This is a genomic window from Flavobacterium silvaticum, from assembly GCF_012911565.1.
GTDB lineage: Bacteria > Bacteroidota > Bacteroidia > Flavobacteriales > Flavobacteriaceae > Flavobacterium > Flavobacterium silvaticum.
The window spans coordinates 94,360-111,756 of sequence record NZ_JAAMPU010000103.1 but is presented as its reverse complement, the minus strand read 5'-3'; the positions used below and the strand labels follow the sequence as shown (position 1 = coordinate 111,756).

At 44.5% G+C, this 17,397-nt stretch carries 16 protein-coding genes and 1 riboswitch; of the genes, 4 read left to right on the top strand and 12 right to left on the bottom strand.

What is annotated here, in order from left to right; genetic code table 11:
- Nucleotides 1–165: 165 nt before the first annotated feature.
- The 3 genes from G6047_RS07590 to G6047_RS07580 are packed head-to-tail and all read right to left on the bottom strand — an operon-like array spanning nt 166 to nt 3,152.
- Nucleotides 166–600 (bottom strand): hypothetical protein, encoded by a 435-nt coding sequence (locus tag G6047_RS07590; protein ID WP_169526967.1) that lies wholly within the window; start codon nt 598–600, stop codon nt 166–168.
- A gap of 7 nt (nt 601–607) precedes the next feature.
- Entirely contained in the window at nt 608–1,546 is a 939-nt protein-coding gene (locus G6047_RS07585) for an NAD(P)H-dependent flavin oxidoreductase (protein WP_169526966.1), read from the bottom strand.
- Between the two features lies 1 nt (nt 1,547).
- Nucleotides 1,548–3,152, bottom strand: coding sequence for a S8 family serine peptidase (locus G6047_RS07580; protein WP_169526964.1), 1,605 nt, complete (start codon nt 3,150–3,152; stop codon nt 1,548–1,550).
- Between the two features lie 222 nt (nt 3,153–3,374).
- A riboswitch (SAM riboswitch) is annotated at nt 3,375–3,472 on the top strand.
- A 137-nt stretch (nt 3,473–3,609) separates the two neighbouring features.
- Here G6047_RS07580 and G6047_RS07575 point away from each other — a divergent pair.
- From G6047_RS07575 to G6047_RS07560, 4 genes are all read left to right on the top strand, one after another.
- The gene (locus G6047_RS07575; RefSeq protein WP_169526962.1) at nt 3,610–4,812 is read left to right on the top strand and encodes a trans-sulfuration enzyme family protein; all 1,203 of its coding nucleotides are present in this window, start codon (nt 3,610–3,612) and stop codon (nt 4,810–4,812) included.
- A gap of 312 nt (nt 4,813–5,124) precedes the next feature.
- Entirely contained in the window at nt 5,125–6,324 is a 1,200-nt protein-coding gene (locus G6047_RS07570; protein ID WP_169526960.1) for a homoserine dehydrogenase, read from the top strand.
- Nucleotides 6,325–6,531: 207 nt separating this feature from the next.
- Nucleotides 6,532–7,002, top strand: coding sequence for a hypothetical protein (locus G6047_RS07565; RefSeq protein WP_169526959.1), 471 nt, complete (start codon nt 6,532–6,534; stop codon nt 7,000–7,002).
- A 12-nt stretch (nt 7,003–7,014) separates the two neighbouring features.
- On the top strand, nt 7,015–7,527 hold the full coding sequence (locus G6047_RS07560; protein WP_169526957.1) for a hypothetical protein: 513 nt from the start codon (nt 7,015–7,017) through the stop codon (nt 7,525–7,527).
- Nucleotides 7,528–7,531: 4 nt separating this feature from the next.
- On the opposite strand, the gene mnmA is transcribed toward G6047_RS07560, so the two are convergent.
- The 9 genes from mnmA to G6047_RS07515 form a co-directional block, all read right to left on the bottom strand.
- Nucleotides 7,532–8,719, bottom strand: coding sequence for a tRNA 2-thiouridine(34) synthase MnmA (mnmA, locus tag G6047_RS07555; RefSeq protein WP_169526955.1), 1,188 nt, complete (start codon nt 8,717–8,719; stop codon nt 7,532–7,534).
- A gap of 73 nt (nt 8,720–8,792) precedes the next feature.
- Nucleotides 8,793–9,695, bottom strand: coding sequence for a peptidase associated/transthyretin-like domain-containing protein (locus tag G6047_RS07550; protein WP_169526953.1), 903 nt, complete (start codon nt 9,693–9,695; stop codon nt 8,793–8,795).
- On the bottom strand, nt 9,692–11,092 hold the full coding sequence (locus tag G6047_RS07545) for a hypothetical protein (RefSeq protein ID WP_169526952.1): 1,401 nt from the start codon (nt 11,090–11,092) through the stop codon (nt 9,692–9,694). The genes G6047_RS07550 and G6047_RS07545 overlap by 4 nt, the downstream gene beginning before the upstream one ends.
- 73 nt (nt 11,093–11,165) lie before the next feature.
- The gene (locus G6047_RS07540; protein ID WP_169526951.1) at nt 11,166–11,891 is read right to left on the bottom strand and encodes a toxin-antitoxin system YwqK family antitoxin; all 726 of its coding nucleotides are present in this window, start codon (nt 11,889–11,891) and stop codon (nt 11,166–11,168) included.
- Between the two features lie 9 nt (nt 11,892–11,900).
- Nucleotides 11,901–12,698 carry a pyrroline-5-carboxylate reductase gene (proC, locus tag G6047_RS07535; protein WP_169526949.1) on the bottom strand — a complete coding sequence of 266 codons (798 nt, stop codon included), beginning with the start codon at nt 12,696–12,698 and terminating at the stop codon, nt 11,901–11,903.
- A gap of 148 nt (nt 12,699–12,846) precedes the next feature.
- Nucleotides 12,847–14,736: a membrane protein insertase YidC gene (gene yidC, locus G6047_RS07530; protein ID WP_169526947.1), complete on the bottom strand. Its 1,890-nt coding sequence runs from the start codon at nt 14,734–14,736 to the stop codon at nt 12,847–12,849.
- Nucleotides 14,737–14,758: 22 nt separating this feature from the next.
- On the bottom strand, nt 14,759–16,372 hold the full coding sequence (locus G6047_RS07525) for a CTP synthase (protein ID WP_169526945.1): 1,614 nt from the start codon (nt 16,370–16,372) through the stop codon (nt 14,759–14,761).
- 211 nt (nt 16,373–16,583) lie between these two features.
- Nucleotides 16,584–17,117 carry a hypothetical protein gene (locus G6047_RS07520; protein ID WP_169526943.1) on the bottom strand — a complete coding sequence of 178 codons (534 nt, stop codon included), beginning with the start codon at nt 17,115–17,117 and terminating at the stop codon, nt 16,584–16,586.
- A 5-nt stretch (nt 17,118–17,122) separates the two neighbouring features.
- The gene (locus G6047_RS07515) at nt 17,123–17,356 is read right to left on the bottom strand and encodes a DUF3820 family protein (protein ID WP_169527106.1); all 234 of its coding nucleotides are present in this window, start codon (nt 17,354–17,356) and stop codon (nt 17,123–17,125) included.
- Nucleotides 17,357–17,397: the final 41 nt, after the last annotated feature.

Here is a 17,397-nt window from a genome sequence, read left to right as displayed (position 1 = left end):
ATATCGACCAAAACCGGCTTTGAGACCGGCTATAATATTCAGGTTAATATTACTCAAAATTGCTATGGGCATTTTTTTGGCCCTTCAATCTTATGAACAAAATCATTAACAGAAGTTTATAGGGAAAAATCTTGTAGATTTCGTAAAATGAACGTTTATAAATAATTATTTTATCTCAATGTCTTTATCCGGATAATTTATGATATTGTAAACCACTGCCGCATTTTTCTGGTTGATATATAACTGTTTCCGGTTGTTCTGCTTTTTACGTGTAATGATTGAAATGGTAAACGGCATGCCGTCATCATCGGTACAACTGAATGGGTAAATCAAATCATCTTCCGTCTCTTCCTCCTTTTCATAATTCAAAATGGCATACACCTGGATTTCCTGAGAATACACTATGATTCGATCTTTTTTTGTATCCAATACAACAGTAATTTTCGCGGGTTGCAAATCAGACCATTTGCCCCAATTCCCTTTTGCATCACGTTCCATGACGCTGAATTCAGTAGCCAGGAACTTATATTGCTGAGCGGTGGTTTTACCTGTAAAAGCGATAACTGCCAAACAAACCAATAGCCATTTAAAACACTTCATCTTATACTTATAAATTGATCAATTCATTTTTTGCCGAACGGAATTCAGACATCATATTTTCAACTATTTGAGCAGCCGGAAGCACCTCGTGTATCAACCCTGCAATTTGTCCGATTTCAAGTTCTCCTTCTTCCATATCTCCCTCAAACATACCACGTTTGGCACGTGCGCGCCCTAATAATTGCCTGATATCTTCCACTTTAGGAGCGGTTGAATACAACGCTACCACATCTTCAAAAAACTTATTCCGGATCAGCCTGACCGGAGCCAGTTCCTTGAGTGTCAAATGCGTATCACCTTCTTTGACTTCGACTATTTTTTGTTTGAACGATTCGTGTGCCGATGATTCCACCGATGCTGCAAAACGACTTCCGACCTGAACGCCATCCGCACCTAAAACCATTGCCGCCAACATGCCGCGACCGGTCGCTATTCCGCCAGCCGCAATCAACGGTATTTGGATTTTTTCGCGCACCATCGGAATCAAAGCAAAAGTAGTGGTTTCTTCCCTGCCATTATGACCGCCGGCCTCAAAACCTTCGGCGACTATGGCATCGACACCCGCCTGCTCCGCCTTGAGCGCAAATTTGGAGCTGCTGACCACGTGAACTACGGTCATTCCTTTATCCTTCAAAAAAGATGTCCATGTAGTTGGGTTTCCGGCAGATGTGAATACGATTTTGACACCTTCTTCCACAATGACGTCCATGATTTTTTCAATCTCGGGATACAGCATCGGAACATTGACGCCGAATGGCTTTGGTGTAGCCGATTTGCACTTCCGGATGTGTTCGCGCAAAACTTCCGGATACATCGAACCCGCACCGATAATACCGAGTCCGCCTGCATTGCTCACGGCCGAAGCCAGTTTCCAGCCGCTGTTCCAGATCATTCCGGCCTGTATGATGGGATATTCGATATTGAAAAGTCGACAGATACGATTCATTTTACTGCTTTATGAGTTTGCCGTTGATTCGTTGATCTGAAGTCTGCAGCTGATAGAAATACATTGCGGATGAAAGCCCTGAAACATCGATTGGATTGTTGCTGACTTCTTTCTCAAACACCAGCTGACCCAAATTATTGTACAGTTTAAGATGTCCGGATGCATTGGCGGGCAAATCAAAATAAAACGAAGTCGAAACAGGATTTGGATACGGATGAATCCGGGAAGCCAAAATCTGATTGACCGAAAGCGCCAAAGCCTGCCCAAAATCCGGAATCCCATAGCCTTTGAGATAATCCGGTGACGCGAACTGGTCGCACGATTGTTTGACAAGGTCGACGATTTCCTGATTCGTTTTATCAGGTGCGGCCTGCCAGAAACAGGTAATCATTCCGGCGAGTATTGGAGCTGCAAAAGAAGTTCCGTTCAATGTAAAGATAGTCCCATCGGTGCCACTTACCGTGGATGCCTGACCCTGAGCGGCCATATCAGGCTTGATTCGTCCGTCTGCGCTTGGTCCGGTGGAACTGAACCCGGCATAATTTTCAGTTGCATCAACAGCCCCGATTGACAGCACATGTTCGGCATCTGAAGGCGCCCAGATATGCGGATCGTCACTGCCTCCGGAATTTCCGGCAGATACTACAACGATCATCCCGCGCGTGAATGCAATTTCGGCAGCCCGTGAAATAAAAGTCGTCTGTCCGTCCATGTCAGCATACGTATAACTGTAAGCAGGATTGTCAAACGGACGATAGCCGAGAGACGTAGTGATGACATCGACACCGAGCGAATCAGCCATTTCCGCAGCCTCAGCCCAATACGATTCCTCGACCGGATTCTCACTGCTGACGTCTTCTGAAACCAACAAATAGTAAGATGCATCAGGAGCCGTTCCTACCAATTGGTTTTCGGCATATCCGCCAAGGGTCGAGAGTACATAAGTCCCGTGATTTCCACCGACATAAAAATCAGTACTGTTATTTACGAAGTTGTAACCGCCCAGAATCAGGTTGTTATCGTGCAACCGCTGGAAAGGAGCCGCAGAATCAACTCCTGGAAAACCCGCATCGATAACCGCAATCTGCATTCCGCTTCCGGTAAAATCCTGTTGATGTAGCAACTGCCCGTTGAGCATCTGGATCTGGTTAGCTGAACCTCCGTAGGGAAAATCGGCCTGAGTTTGCTGTACTTGTTGGGTTCGCTGGCTGTGTGGGATTTGGGGCCTGACACGGTTGCTTGCATCCAACGAATTATCGGCAAAATCCACAGCAGAAACATAGGTTAAAGAAGCCAAAGCGGAAATATCGGCCACTTCACCTCGCACATGGGCCGCATTGAGCCATTTTGAAACGGCCATGACCGTAATTCCGGGTGATTGGGTCAAACCGGTTACATATTCCGGATGAACGGGAACGTCTTTTTCGTCGAGTGGGATATTTTGTACCGAACGTCTGTCAAGTGAGCGCTGGCTCAGCATTTGGAGTGGATTGGCGAAGTAAAAATCTACATCTGGTTTATCTGAAAAATACACCCAGGCATCTTGCTGGGAATAACCGGAAAACTGAAAAAGCAGCAGTAAAAAAAACAGCGGTTTGATTTTCATGGCAGGTCGGATAAAAATCCAGAATCAAAGATAACCAAATAGCTTTTCCGATTCGACCGTGAATGTTACGGAAAACCGCAAATGTTTAATTAATGTTAAATTTAGAATGCTATGCATTTGATTTTCAAAATAATAAAAAATAAAAATAAAAATAAACAATCAACCCATTAGGTTTTTAAAATTCTATCGCCATATATTTGCGGCACGTTCTACGAAAAATTATTCTTATCAAGAAAGACTGAGGGATTTGACCCGATGACGTCTTGGCAACCTGTCGGAAGATAAGGTGCCAAATTCAACCCGAAAGGGACAGATAAGTAAGAAACAGCAAGTACATCACTTCGATATATATGCTCTTCTGACTTGTCGGGAGAGCATTTTTTTTTGCTTCGACCCGATACTGATAAGAAAGTTTTTTAAGGATTTAACCCATTAACAACTTAAAAAAACTTTTGACATGCAAGAATCAACAGCAATCCTGAACTACATTCCCGTAGATGAATTAACCGGATCCGTGTCGGTGCCTATTTACCAGACTTCAACATTTGTGCAGGACGCACCGGGCGTACACAAAGGTTTCGATTATGCCAGGAGCAACAACCCGACACGTAAAGTACTTGAAGATTTAGCCGCAAAACTGGAAAACGGAACCAACGGTTATGCTTTCGCCAGCGGACTCGCAGCTATCGATGCGGTCGTGAAACTCCTCAAGGCCGGGGATGAAATCATTGCCGTGGATGACATTTACGGAGGTGCTTTCCGATTGTTCACCCACGTTTACGAGAAATTCGGGATTACGGTAAAATATACAGATTCGACAGATGCACAGAATGTAGCCGATGCCGTAACAGACAAGACTGCCCTGATCTGGATCGAATCTCCAACCAACCCTACTTTAAAGATTTCTGATATCCGGGCGATTGCCAGAACCGCGAAACAACACAACATACTGCTTTGCGTGGACAACACTTTTGCATCGCCCGTATCACAGAAACCGATTGATTTTGGTGCCGATATAGTAGTCCACAGTGCCACTAAATACATTTCCGGACACAGCGACCTGATTGCCGGTTTGGTCATAACGGCTACGGAAGAACTTGGAGCTAAAATCAAGTTTATCCAGAATGCTTCAGGAGCGATTCTTGGACCATTCGATTCGTGGCTGGTCATCCGCGGAATCGAGACGTTGACACTACGGATTAAGCAACATGCCGAAAACGCACAGAAAATCGCCGAATATCTCGAAAGTGAATCGCTTATCAAAAACGTGTATTACCCAGGACTGAAGTCGCACAAAAATCATGAGATCGCGAAATCACAGCAGAAATATTTCGGAGGCGTGGTAGCTTTTGACCTGGCGATTGACGACAAAGAACTCGCTATAAAAATTGTATCGAACACCAAACTGTTCAAACTCGCGGAATCTCTCGGAGGCGTGAAGTCACTGCTCTGTTTGCCGTGTGAAATGACACATAAATCAATCCCGGCAGAAAAACGCTACCAAAGCGGCGTAACCGATTCACTCATCAGATTGTCCGTCGGATTGGAAGATGCCGATGATTTGATCGCCGATTTGAAACAGGCATTCGCTTTTGCAACGACAGGTGAATTCGTTCCGGCGTGGAAAGAGAATGTGGAAGTGACCTCTGAAGTAATCTAAAAAATTAATTACCACCAACTTTATTTGGAGAAACGGGAGCCGGAGACGAAAACTACGTAATTACCATACGGCTCCCAAATTTCCCCGAATGTGCGGCCTTGATACAAGTGCACCCGAGGCCAAAGGCCGAACTGTACGAAGTAAAAGCTTGCCGAAGTACAGAACCAGATTTTGCCGCAGTTGCAGAGCGACTAAAAGAAGCTCCTGCAACAAGTACAAAAACGGTTTTGGACAAGGCAACTTGAAACGGGCCAGCAGGAACTTGCCGCCATCATAATTATTAATTATTCATTGTTACTTATTAATTAAATTTTGTCACGAAAAACCCTAAATATTGGATTGTTCGGCTTTGGCTGCGTTGGTTTCGGCCTGTATGAAGTATTGCAGAAAACGCCTGGCCTCAAAGCCAACATCAAGAATATCTGCGTCAAGAACCCGGATAAAAAACGCGAAATAGGTTCGGAAAACTTTACGTTCAATGCGGACGATTTGCTAAACAATCCGGAAATAAACGTAATCGTTGAATTGATCGACGATGCCGATGCCGCTTTCGAAATCACGAAACGCGCATTAAAAAGCGGCAAAGCTGTCGTATCTGCCAACAAAAAAATGGTGGCCGAACATTTCGGGGAATTGCTGCAATTGCAACGCGAAAACAATGTGCCTTTGCTTTACGAAGCGGCTTGTTGTGCGAGTATGCCGATTATCCGGAACCTTGAGGAATATTACGACAACGATTTGCTCGATTCGATCCAGGGAATCGTTAATGGTTCGACGAATTACATTTTAACCAAGACTTCACGTGATAATATTTCGTACGATGAAGCTTTGAAACAAGCTCAGGATGCGGGTTATGCCGAAAGCAACCCAATTCTCGACACCGGCGGTTTCGACGCCAAATACAAATTGCTCATCCTTCTTGCCCACTCTTTTGGATATATTGCCAAACCTGATGATTTGCTGAACATCGGCATCAACAACCTGGGCGGCGTCGAACTGAAGTACGCCCGGGAAAAAGGTTTGAAGATCAAATTGGTCGCCCAGGCTTTCAAGCAGAATGACGGAACTGTGGGTGCTTTTGTACTGCCGAAATTCGTTTCGCCTGAAGACCGACTGTATAATGTGGACGATGTGTTCAACGGAGTCGTGACCAAAACGAGTTTTGCCGACGAACAGTTTTTTGTGGGACGTGGCGCCGGAGCTCATCCTACGGCGAGTGCAGTGTTGAGTGATATTTCTGCGTTGACCTATGACTATAGATATGAGTATAAGAAAATCAGCCGCGGAGAATCTGTTTCCTTATCTGACAATCTCGACCTGACTATTTTCCTGCGTCACGAAAAGAAAGATGCGGAATTACTCAAAGCTTATTTTTCTGATGTGACGGAATCGTGGCAGAACCATGAATCTGGTTACATAACAGGGAATATCAGTTTTGGAAATTTGAAGAAATTGAGTTCGGACGATACGACTGTAAAATCTGTTGTATTGTTTGATGTGAATAGGAACTAGTCGTGAGAAGTGAGAAGTGAGCAATATGTTGTATGGTATGTATTTCCAACTGCTAAGGACTCAAGGCTCAAGATTAAAATTTTATTGGTTGAACGAAGTTGCTTCTGCAACGGCAACCCCGTCGGTTATTGGGTAACGGCGGGGTTTTGTTTTTGCTACCAGGCATGAAGAAGGATTCGATATATTTGTGGAAACCTGGAAACTTTGATGAGAAGATTATTTCTTTTTATTGCTTTTGCTTTTGCGGTGACGGCTTCCTGTCAATGCAAAAAACTTCCCGTTCCGGATAAGGCATTTCTCAAAAGCACCGAAAATTCAAATCAGGTCGAAATCGATTATTTTACCAAATATATCGGCTCGGCTTCCAAACTCAAAGTCATCCGGAATTCATATGGTGATACCACAAAACCCTGTGAAATGGAGCAGCGTTTCAAAAACGGGATCGTGTATCATGAAACCTGTTCTGATTCGGGATCCGATGTTAAAATCACTTTTCCGAGTTATTGCAAAGAAGAAATCGTGAAATTCGTAGATTGGTTCTTTTTGAACGAGTTCAGTATCTGGAACAAATCAAAAACAACCTATTCACCAATAGAAGACGGGGACGCTGGATGCTATCTCGAAATCAAACAGGATAAATCGAAGCACTATTTTCTCGAATATTACTGCGGATGCTAATTCACAATCGATATGCTCGAATCTAAATTCACCAACAAAATATATTTCCTTTTTATTCCATTGGTTCTTTTTCCGATCAACACCTTCGTTTTGATTTGGGCTGCCACCCAGAACCCGGATGGCCTGGATTGGCTGTTAATCCTGATGGCCATTGGCATGTGGCTGCCTTTATTTTTAGCCTATCAGGTAATAAAGAATCAAATCGCCCAAATTTCCATAGGCAACGGACACATCAGGCGGAAAACGTTTTTTGCCAATGAAGAAGATTTCCGCATAGCCGAATTCCAATGTTTCAGGACGATAAAGATCAGAACCAAACACGGGCTTTTCGAACACCTGCATATCATCCGGAATGGAAAGCGGATCATCACCATTTCCGAATCCATGCATGCCAATTATTCCCAACTCAAACAGGAAATCGCCAAACATCTGGAATACGGAGGCGAAATCAAATTCAGCTTATTTAAGGAAATCAGGGAATTTTTCAGGAAAGAAGAACCTCAATCTAGTCTCCGGATGAAATAGATCATCAGGAAATAACGCCGGATCCGATCAATTCCTCACCAATATACCAGGCAGCGAATTGTCCTTCGGTAATAGCCGATTGTGCTTCTTCAAACGAAATATACAAACCGCTGTCGAATTGGTGCAATCTTGCTTTCTGCAACGCCTGACGGTATCTGATGCGAACCATGACATCGAGTGTTTCGTTATTCCCGATGGCCAAATCTTTACGCACCCAATGCACTTCATCGTTAGCTATCTGCAAAGCCTTACGATACAATCCCGGATGCGAATGCCCCATTCCGGTATAAATGGCGTTCGATTCCACATCGGTCGAAATGATGAACAGTGGTTCTTTGGTTCCGCCCACGTTCAATCCTTTGCGTTGTCCGATGGTGTAATAATGTGCGCCTTGATGTTTGCCGACGACTTTTCCCATTTGCGGCTGATACGAAACCGGCTTTGCCATGTGGTCTAACAATTCCATTTCGGTAGCGAATTCAGGAACTTCCGATTGATAGAAATCTGCCGATTCGTCGATTTGGTAAATCAGTCCGTCTTTTGGTTTTAGTTGTTGCTGAAGGAATTCAGGCAAACGGACTTTTCCGATAAAACACAATCCCTGCGAATCTTTTTTCTCGGCTGTGACCAAATCCATCTGGGCTGCTATCTCACGTACTTCCGGCTTGGTCAGTTCGCCGATCGGAAACAACGCTTTTGACAATTGCTCCTGTGTTAACTGACATAAAAAGTACGATTGGTCTTTGTTCTTATCGACTCCGGACAATAATCGGTAAACCGGTTTTCCATCGACTTCAATCTCATCGCGCCGGCAGTAATGGCCTGTCGCCACATAATCGGCTCCGAGCGACAACGCAATCTTCATGAACACATCGAACTTGATTTCGCGATTGCACAGCACATCCGGATTCGGCGTGCGCCCTTTTTCATATTCCGAGAACATATAATCTACAATGCGCTCGCGGTATTGTTCCGATAAATCGACGGTCTGGAAAGGGATTCCGAGCTTTTGTGCGACCAAAAGTGCGTCGTTCGAATCTTCAAGCCACGGACATTCCGCAGAAATAGTAACCGATTCATCGTGCCAGTTTTTCATGAACAGGCCAATGACTTCATACCCTTGCTGTTGCAACAAATAGGCTGCAACACTCGAATCTACACCGCCGGAAAGGCCTACTACTACTCTTTTCATATGAACAGTTAACAAGTAACGGTTAACGGTTAGGTTTTGCAAAGGTACGGCAGAAAAACGGTTGTGCCAATAACTAAAAGGTTACTTCCAAACGGTAGGAAATCACTTGGTTGTAGTCACGGCTTTGGTTGGTTTGATACCAGATGCCTTCCTCTGAAACGGTATTTTTCGTCAGTATGAGATAAGGCGTTTCCTTGACGGCCTGTACTTTCTGGAAAGCCGGGGACGAACGGAAGCCGAGGTTTTTATAATAGTCTGTATCAAAGGCAGACAGGACAATGAAGAATCCGCTATCGGTTATGGTCAGCGGTTCATCGAAATGGACGGTCGCAAACGTCTCGTTCCCGGACAAAGCAACGGTTAGCTCTTTTTCCAGCAATGGTTTGTCGGGAATTCCATATTCAGGGTTTGTGCTGTAAATGGTAAGCTTGAACGGAGCATACTTCTGGTTCTTTTGTTTCGCGGTTTCTTTGCCGGATTCGAGATTGACTATCGTATAATCTGTCGGTTCTACCGCTACGGATCGCAGCTGATAATCGTGCCCGGTCTGGTTCGGAATAAAAACGGCGAATAATTCATTCTCGTCTAAAGGCGCACCACCGTCACCAAAATTCCTCGGGTTGAGATTTCCGATCGATTTTTTAGGCCGCAGTATTTGTATGGTTTTCTGACGGACGACAACTTCATCCAGACCGGAAACAGATTTTTCAAGATAAACCGTATCGGGTAAATCCGCAGCATCCATTACCATTGTATAATATCCGACATAAGAAATGGCAACCTGTTCCGAATCTTTGGAACGAAAAGTCACTGTTCCTTTTGCATCGGGCTTGACGAATGTATCGGAACCGACGCAAACATTTGCTACTTCAAGCGACCGCTTCGTTTCGGAATCTACAATTTTGAACGTTCGTTTCTGGCCGATAGCCGAAATACCTAACAGAACGAATACCAATACGGAAAGTATGCGTTTCATCTTTGCCCAATCCGTTTCAAGGCATTTTCCAAAGCGGCATCGTTATCAAAATACATGTCGCGAAGTGCGTTGAAAGCCTTTTGGTTGTTGATGGTCTTTTTGAACGTTTCCAAAAGGAAATCGTAATCGGTGAAACGGGTTTTGGCTTTGAGCAGTTGGTTCAGCCATTTCCACATGAGTTCATGCCCGATTTCAAGTTCGATGGCCGTAAAAACGAGTGGTGCGAAATAGTACACATACAGTTCGCGGTCTTTATAATCGGACCGCGATTTTACTTTTGAAAACGGTATCGGTTTAAAATCCTTGAGCGACTCCATTTTGTCGGCGAGCTTTTTATTGTAGACGTCCGGGCCAATGAGGTTCTGAGTGACCTTTAGCGACAGGAATTCAGAAAAGCCTTCGCTCATCATATCGCCCAATTCAGAATTGAATACTTTGTAGGTGCCAAAATAATAATGTCCCAGTTCATGTGCGATGAATGGCCTGTACCAATTTTGTATCTTCGGATTGAACAGGCTTTGCAACCCGTTTTCTCCCCAACCGATGCTAAAAATCGTCGGATAGGACACAAACAGCCAACCATTCTTCTTTGACGTTGGTGTCGTCTCGACAAAAGTGACCGGCTGATTATAAGGCAACCGGAGTCTATCTGACAAAAATGCTTTATACGAATTGGTCAGCGCGCAGAATTCGGTGATCTGTTCTTCCGAAAGATCCGGGTTAAGAATATATGTATCGTTATTATTCGTGAAGTCGAAATTTCCACAGAATAGTGTCATTTCGCGTGGCACTTCGCTCTGGAAAACAGTTTTCTGCGACTTGACCGGTTTATTGCCGTTGATGTAAAGTGTCTGGCAATCGGCGCATTCTATTTCAATGTCATACCTTACTTCGCTGTAAAGCCTGTCTTCGGCAACATCATAAAGCACCGGATACCAACAGGTCTGAAACCCATCTGTACGGACTGATTTTCCATTGAATGCAATATTTCCTTTCCAGTCCTCACGGGTGTAATTTTCAATCGTGTCCGTTGCGACAGGAAATTTCCCAACGTAACGAAGTTGTATTTCTTCCGGAAGGAATTTGCTTTTACGTGAATTATCCGGAAAATAATAGGCAATGGATTCGCCGGTTGACGTAGAATCAGCTGTCGATTTGTCAAAGCCAAGAACAAAATCATTTGGTTTTTTACTTCGGAAATGAAGGATGTTCATCCCTGAATTGAGACGGATGTAGTAATCCTTGAGAGGCGGGAATTCACTCAATGTCAGGTCACAATCAAACGTCCCTTCTGCAATGGAAATCTTTACTTTTCCTTTGATAAGCGGTGCTTTTTCCTGTGCAAAAACAGCCGTTCCGACAAACAATAACAGCAACAGGCGTAACCAATTTCTCATGTATCAGATTTAAAATTCGTGTTTAAAGACTAGTCTGAATTTCCATCTGTCACACTTCGGCTTCTTTGCAGGATTAGTTTCCCAATACATCACTTTCATTCGCCCTTGGAGTTTTTATAAACTTCTTATTCAGCGGATATTTCTCTTTCTTGAACAGTTTCCCGTCGCGGTAAAATTCCCAGGTTCCCTTTTTTTCCCCGTTTACATATTTGCCTTTTGAGGCGATGGTTCCGTCGGGATTATAATAGACGGCATCGCCTTCTACCTGACCGTTTAAATAAGTAACCTCTTCAAGCGGCGTACTGTCTTTGTCTTCGGCGAACTTACGGTATGGGCCGTTGCGTTTTCCGTCTTTGTATTCGGCTGTTTCGGCTACTTTTCCGCTTTTGTAGTAGACAGTGCGGATGCCGTTGAGCTTTCCACTCTTGTATTTCTCAAGCGTCATGACATCTTTTGACGCTTCATGATAGTATTTCCAGTCGCCTTCGTATAGTTTATTGACGAGCAAACCTTCGCTGACTTTGTTCCCTTTCTGGTCGAAAAAAATATTATAGGCCGAACCATCCGGGCGGAATTCACGTGTTGCTACCACTTTTCCTTCTTTGGTATCGTCAAAATATTTGAATGTACCGGTTTCTTTTCCATGATCGAAAGTGCCTTCGTACCGCGGACGGTTCGATCCTTCATAAATACCTTTCCAAAGCCCGTGTTTCTTACCGTTGGCATCGGTCTGGTTGGTTTGTGCCGATGTCAGCAGCGTACACAACAATAAAGTCAGGTGGAAAAAGATGCTTTTCATAAGTTTCGATTAGGATCCGAGTTCTCTGGCGCGTTGGTTTGCGGCGTTTATGGCTTTTGAAACGATTTCCGTAACCGATGCATTGTCCATCACTGCCAGCGCCCGTTCTGTCGTGCCACCTTTCGATGCGACTTTGGCAATCAGTTCGCGTCCGTTTAAAGAACTTCCGTTTTGTAAATTTATTGCGCCCATGAACGTCTGTCCTACCAAAGTTTCGGCTTCAGATTCCGTAAAACCGAGTTTTTGGGCGGCCTGCATCATGGCTTCCATAAAGTAAAAGACGTAAGCCGGCCCGCTTCCTGAGACCGCGGTGGCTGCATCTATTTTGTCTTCGTCGGAAACATAAAGCGATTTTCCGGTGGTATTTAGCAGATTCTGGACAATCATAAGATTTTCCATGCCGATGTTCCCCGATGCCGAAAAAACCGTCATTCCCATTCCAATCTGCGAAGCGACGTTCGGCATGCTGCGGACGATTTTAGATGCGCCCGTCGATAATGCAATCGAGGCCATCTTCACTCCCGCCATAACAGATAATACAAGCTGATTATCATTGAATTTCCCGCTGATGCTTTTCGCGAGTTCCGGAAAATCCTGTGGTTTGACAGATAAGATAATCACATCTGCATTTGGAATAACTTCCGATGAATTCGTCGAAAAATTCTCGAACGGAATGGTGTTATTGATAATTAGCGGTGGACGTTTGCACAACACAAAAACGTCGGCAGGTTTGACCACCCCGGAGTTGATGAAACTCTGGGCATAGGTTTTTCCCATATTGCCGTAACCGAGGATGGCGATTTTCATAATTTGAAAATTTGGAAATGAAAATGTGAATCAAAATCAATTCTTAATTTGAGAACTCTGCCGCCGAATATAAAAATAGAAAGTACTTTAATCAAGCTTCAAAGACATCTTCAAATCTTCAAATTTTCAAATTATCCAATTTTCAAATTTACTTTTTAAGTTTCTTCTGCGCCTCCGCCTGCTCCATCATCTCCTGCATCTTCTTCTGGAATTTACCCTGAGGTTTTTCCTTTTTCTTGTTCTCCTGAATCTGGGCATGGATTTTCTGTTCATCGACTACATAGCGCTTGATGACGAACATGATTCCAATGGTGACTAAGTTCGAAATGAAGTTGTACAGCGAAAGACCTGAACCGTAATTGTTGAAAAACAACAACATCATAAGCGGCGACAGGTAAATCATGATTTTCATTACCTTACTCATATCCGGCATGCCTTCCTGGGTCGGCTGTGACATAGCCTGGTCGCCTGAAGTCATTTTCATGTAGAAGAAAATCGCGATGGCGGCCAATATCGGGAACAAGCTTACGTGGTCGCCGTAAACCGGAATACGGAACGGCAATTTGGCCACTTCGTCAAAAGACGAAAGGTCGTCTGCCCAAAGGAAACTTTTCTGTCTCAACTCTATAGCCGACGGGAAAAACTGGAACGACGCATATACGAACGGCAACTGAATCAAAGCCGGAATACAACCTGCAAGCGGATTAACTCCTGCTTTATTGTACAAGGCCATAGTCGCCTGCTGACGTTTCACCGCATCTTTTTCCTTGGCGTTGATTTCCTGTATTTCCGGACGAAGCACTTTCATCTTGGCCTGTGACAGGAACGAGCGATAGGTAATTGGCGACATCACCAGTTTGATGATAAGCGTAAACAAAATAATCGCAATTCCGTAGGCTATGAAAGAGCTCAAAAAGCCGAACAACGGCACAAAAATCAGCTTGTTGATCCAGCCGAAAATTCCCCAGCCAAGCGGAATGATATCTTCAATGTTACGGTCGTATTTTTTAAGCAACTTGTAATCGGCCGGACCGTAATACCAGTTCATTTTGTAGTCAATCTCGCCTGCATTGTTGAACGCGAGCGGAATCTTCGACCCGAAAGCCTTGGTAAAAACCGTGTCTTTCTTTTCGTCGTCGACTAAATTTTTAGAGGTAAAATCAACCGTCTTGAACGGTGTTTTCGTCAAAAGTATCGATGCGAAGAAATGTTGCTTATATGCAATGAAAGCGACATCTTCGGCTGTTTCTTTGGCATCTTTGCCTTGTCCGACGTACGTGTGTTTCCCGTCTTCATAATCATAACGGATCTCGGCATAACGGTTTTCGTAAGAGATACTTTTCTCATTGCGGAACGCCTTCAAATCCCAGTTCATGTCAACCGGTTTGGCATTGTTCAAAACACCGGCAAGTCCTTGGGAACGAACGTCGAAATCGAGCATATAATCGTCCGCTTTGAGCACATACCGATATTCGAGGAATTTATCCGGTCCGGCATGAAGACGCATGGTTACGACCTGGCTGTCGCCTATTTTGGTCACGACCGGTTCAAAGAACAAATCGCGTGTCTGCAACACATGGTTGTCACGTGTGTTCAGGCTCAGGTTCAGGCTGGCATTGTTCTTATTGACAAGCTCGACCAATTCACCTGAGTTCTTTTTGAACCTTTCGAATTTTTTGAGGGTAGCTTCCTTGATGTAGCCACCTTTGTTGGAAATGGTAAGCTTGACCAAATCATTTTCAAGAACGGTGACGCCTTCTTTTGCAGTCGGCATTGTTGCAGAATAAGCAAAATCGCCCAATTTTCCACGAAGGGCTTTGAGTTGGGATGTGTCGCCAGGCGCTGCAATTTCAACCGCTTCGGTTTTGGCCGCCTTTAAAACGTTTTGCTGTTTGGCTTTTTCAGCCTGTTCTTTCTTTGCTTTTTCAGCGGCAAGCTCCTCTTTGCTCGGTTGGTTCTGGATCATCATCCAGGCGACGATTCCGAAAATCAGCACAAAACCGATAATCGTACTTAAGTCTAATTTCTTTTGTTCCATTAGTGATGCACTTTTGTGCGGTTTATTTTTGTTTGGCCTTCACGGTCGCTTCCACGAAACTCACGAACAGCGGGTGCGGATTGGCCACAGTACTCTTATATTCCGGATGGTATTGTACGCCGATGAAAAACGGATGATTCTCCAACTCGACAATCTCAACCAAACCTGTATCCGGATTCACGCCAGATGATTTCAGACCCGCTTCCTGCAACGCTTTTGCATATTCACCATTGTATTCATAACGGTGGCGATGACGTTCCATGATGGATTCTGAATTGTATATTTTATGGGCAAGCGTTCCTTTTTTGATGTCGCATTTCCAGGCACCGAGACGCATCGTTCCTCCTTTTTCGGTAATGGTTTTTTGCTCTTCCATCAGGTCGATCACCGGATTGGAAGTACCTTCGTTCATTTCTGTCGAATTCGCATCCTTAAGCCCGAGCACATTTCTCGAATATTCGATTACCGACATCTGCATCCCGAGGCAAATCCCAAAGAATGGCACCTTGTTTTCACGGCAATGACGCACGGCTTCTATTTTTCCTTCTATGCCTCTTTCCCCGAATCCCGGAGCAACAAGAACGCCGTCGAGGTCTTTGAGTTTATCGGCAACATTATTCCGGTCAATATATTCCGAATGGACCGAAACCACGTTTACTTTAGTTTCATTGGCAGCACCGGCATGTATGAATGCCTCGAGAATCGATTTATACGAATCCTGCAATTCCACATATTTCCCAATCAACCCAATGTTCACCACGTGTTTCGGGTTTTTGAGATGTTGCAGGAACAAATTCCAATTTTTAAGGTCCGGCGTATTCTTTTTGGGCAATGCCAGTTTTTTGAGAGCGACCACGTCAAGGCCTTCTTCAAGCATCAGGTTCGGGACTTCGTAAATGGTCGACGCATCGATCGACTGTATTACCGCTTCACGTTTTACGTTACAGAACGAGGCCATTTTCTGGCGCAGTTCGTTCGATAACTCATGTTCGGTACGGCAAACCAGAATATCGGCTTTGATTCCGCTTTCCATCAATGTCTTGACCGAGTGCTGTGTAGGTTTCGTCTTCAATTCACCGGCAGCGGCAAGGTACGGAACCAACGTCAGGTGAACCACGATGCTGTTGTTCTCACCCAAATCCCAAATCAGCTGGCGCACCGATTCGATGTACGGAAGCGACTCGATGTCACCCACCGTTCCGCCAATCTCCGTAATCACGATGTCGTAATTGCCCGAATCGCCAAGTAACTGCATGCGCTCCTTGATCTCGTTGGTGATATGAGGGACGACCTGGACCGTTTTACCAAGGAATTCACCGCGTCTTTCCTTCTCGATAACCGAAAGATACACACGTCCGGTAGTCACATTATTCGCCTGAGACGTAGGAACATTGAGGAAACGCTCATAGTGGCCAAGGTCAAGATCCGTTTCGGCTCCGTCATCGGTCACATAACATTCGCCGTGTTCGTACGGATTCAGTGTTCCGGGATCGACGTTGATATACGGGTCAAATTTCTGGATTGTGGTGCGGTAGCCGCGGGCCTGTAATAGTTTTGCCAATGATGCGGCAATGATTCCTTTCCCTAGGGAAGATGTTACACCGCCGGTAACAAAAATATACTTGGTCTGATTCATCGTATGCTTTGGAAGTTGTGTTGTTGTTTTAAAAACGCGGCAAAAATACGATTATAAATCGAGGTAAATAATAGATTTTTGATTTTTAAGGAGCTATTCCCGCTGCCCGCTTTTAGTTGCCTTTTGAACGTCTGGTTTTACATGCGCCGGCAGGAACTTCCGTTGGTCGTTCTGCCAACACGGCAAAACCTTGGACGTCCAATGCGGCAAGCTAACCGCTCCCATCGGGGCTATTGACAACCGGCCTCTGTTTTACCGGCGGGGGTTCTTCAAGATGCTCCAAATCTTTACAGGAAGCACTCAGGACTGCTTTTTTCAATTCATCACTCCAGTCTTTGGCTAACTTTTGCGGAAAGATCGCGTTGAAAATGTATGTGTTATCATTATCCCCAATCAAAACCATGTGTTGCAGATAGGTAACTCCGCCAGATTCCTGGGATAAATAGAAATACATAGCCTGATCTGAATCTTTCACCTTTTCCTTCTTTATCAAGGTCATTCCGGAAGCTTTTAAAACCTTGGCATCAATGGCGTGGCTAAGTCCATAAAAAGCACCTCGCTGCTTGCTGACTTTTATGGCAACACCAGCTGTAGGATGCTGGAAACCAAAAAATGCCTTTACTTCCTTTAATCCGTCCGGAACATACATTTCGCATTTGCATCCGGGGACAGTCCTGATTTCTCCCTTGGGTGAACACGAAAATAGTGTCAGGATTGAGATGGCAGACAATAACAGAAAACGCATTTGCATCAGGGCTTTTGGGGATATTGCTTTTTTACATTCCGGATCAAATCTTCGAGCCCGTTCAACTTTAATTCGTAAACCAGTTGCAACTGCTCCCCGAGTTTCCCTTTCGGAAAACCCGTCCTGTGATACCAAACAACATAATATTCAGGCAAATCAATAAGAAAACGCCCTTCGTATTTCCCGAAAGGCATTTTGGCATGAGCCAGTTTTATAAGCTCCTGATGATTCTGACCGATGTCTTTCAATTAAGTTAATATTCGCCTTGGCGATTTCAGAA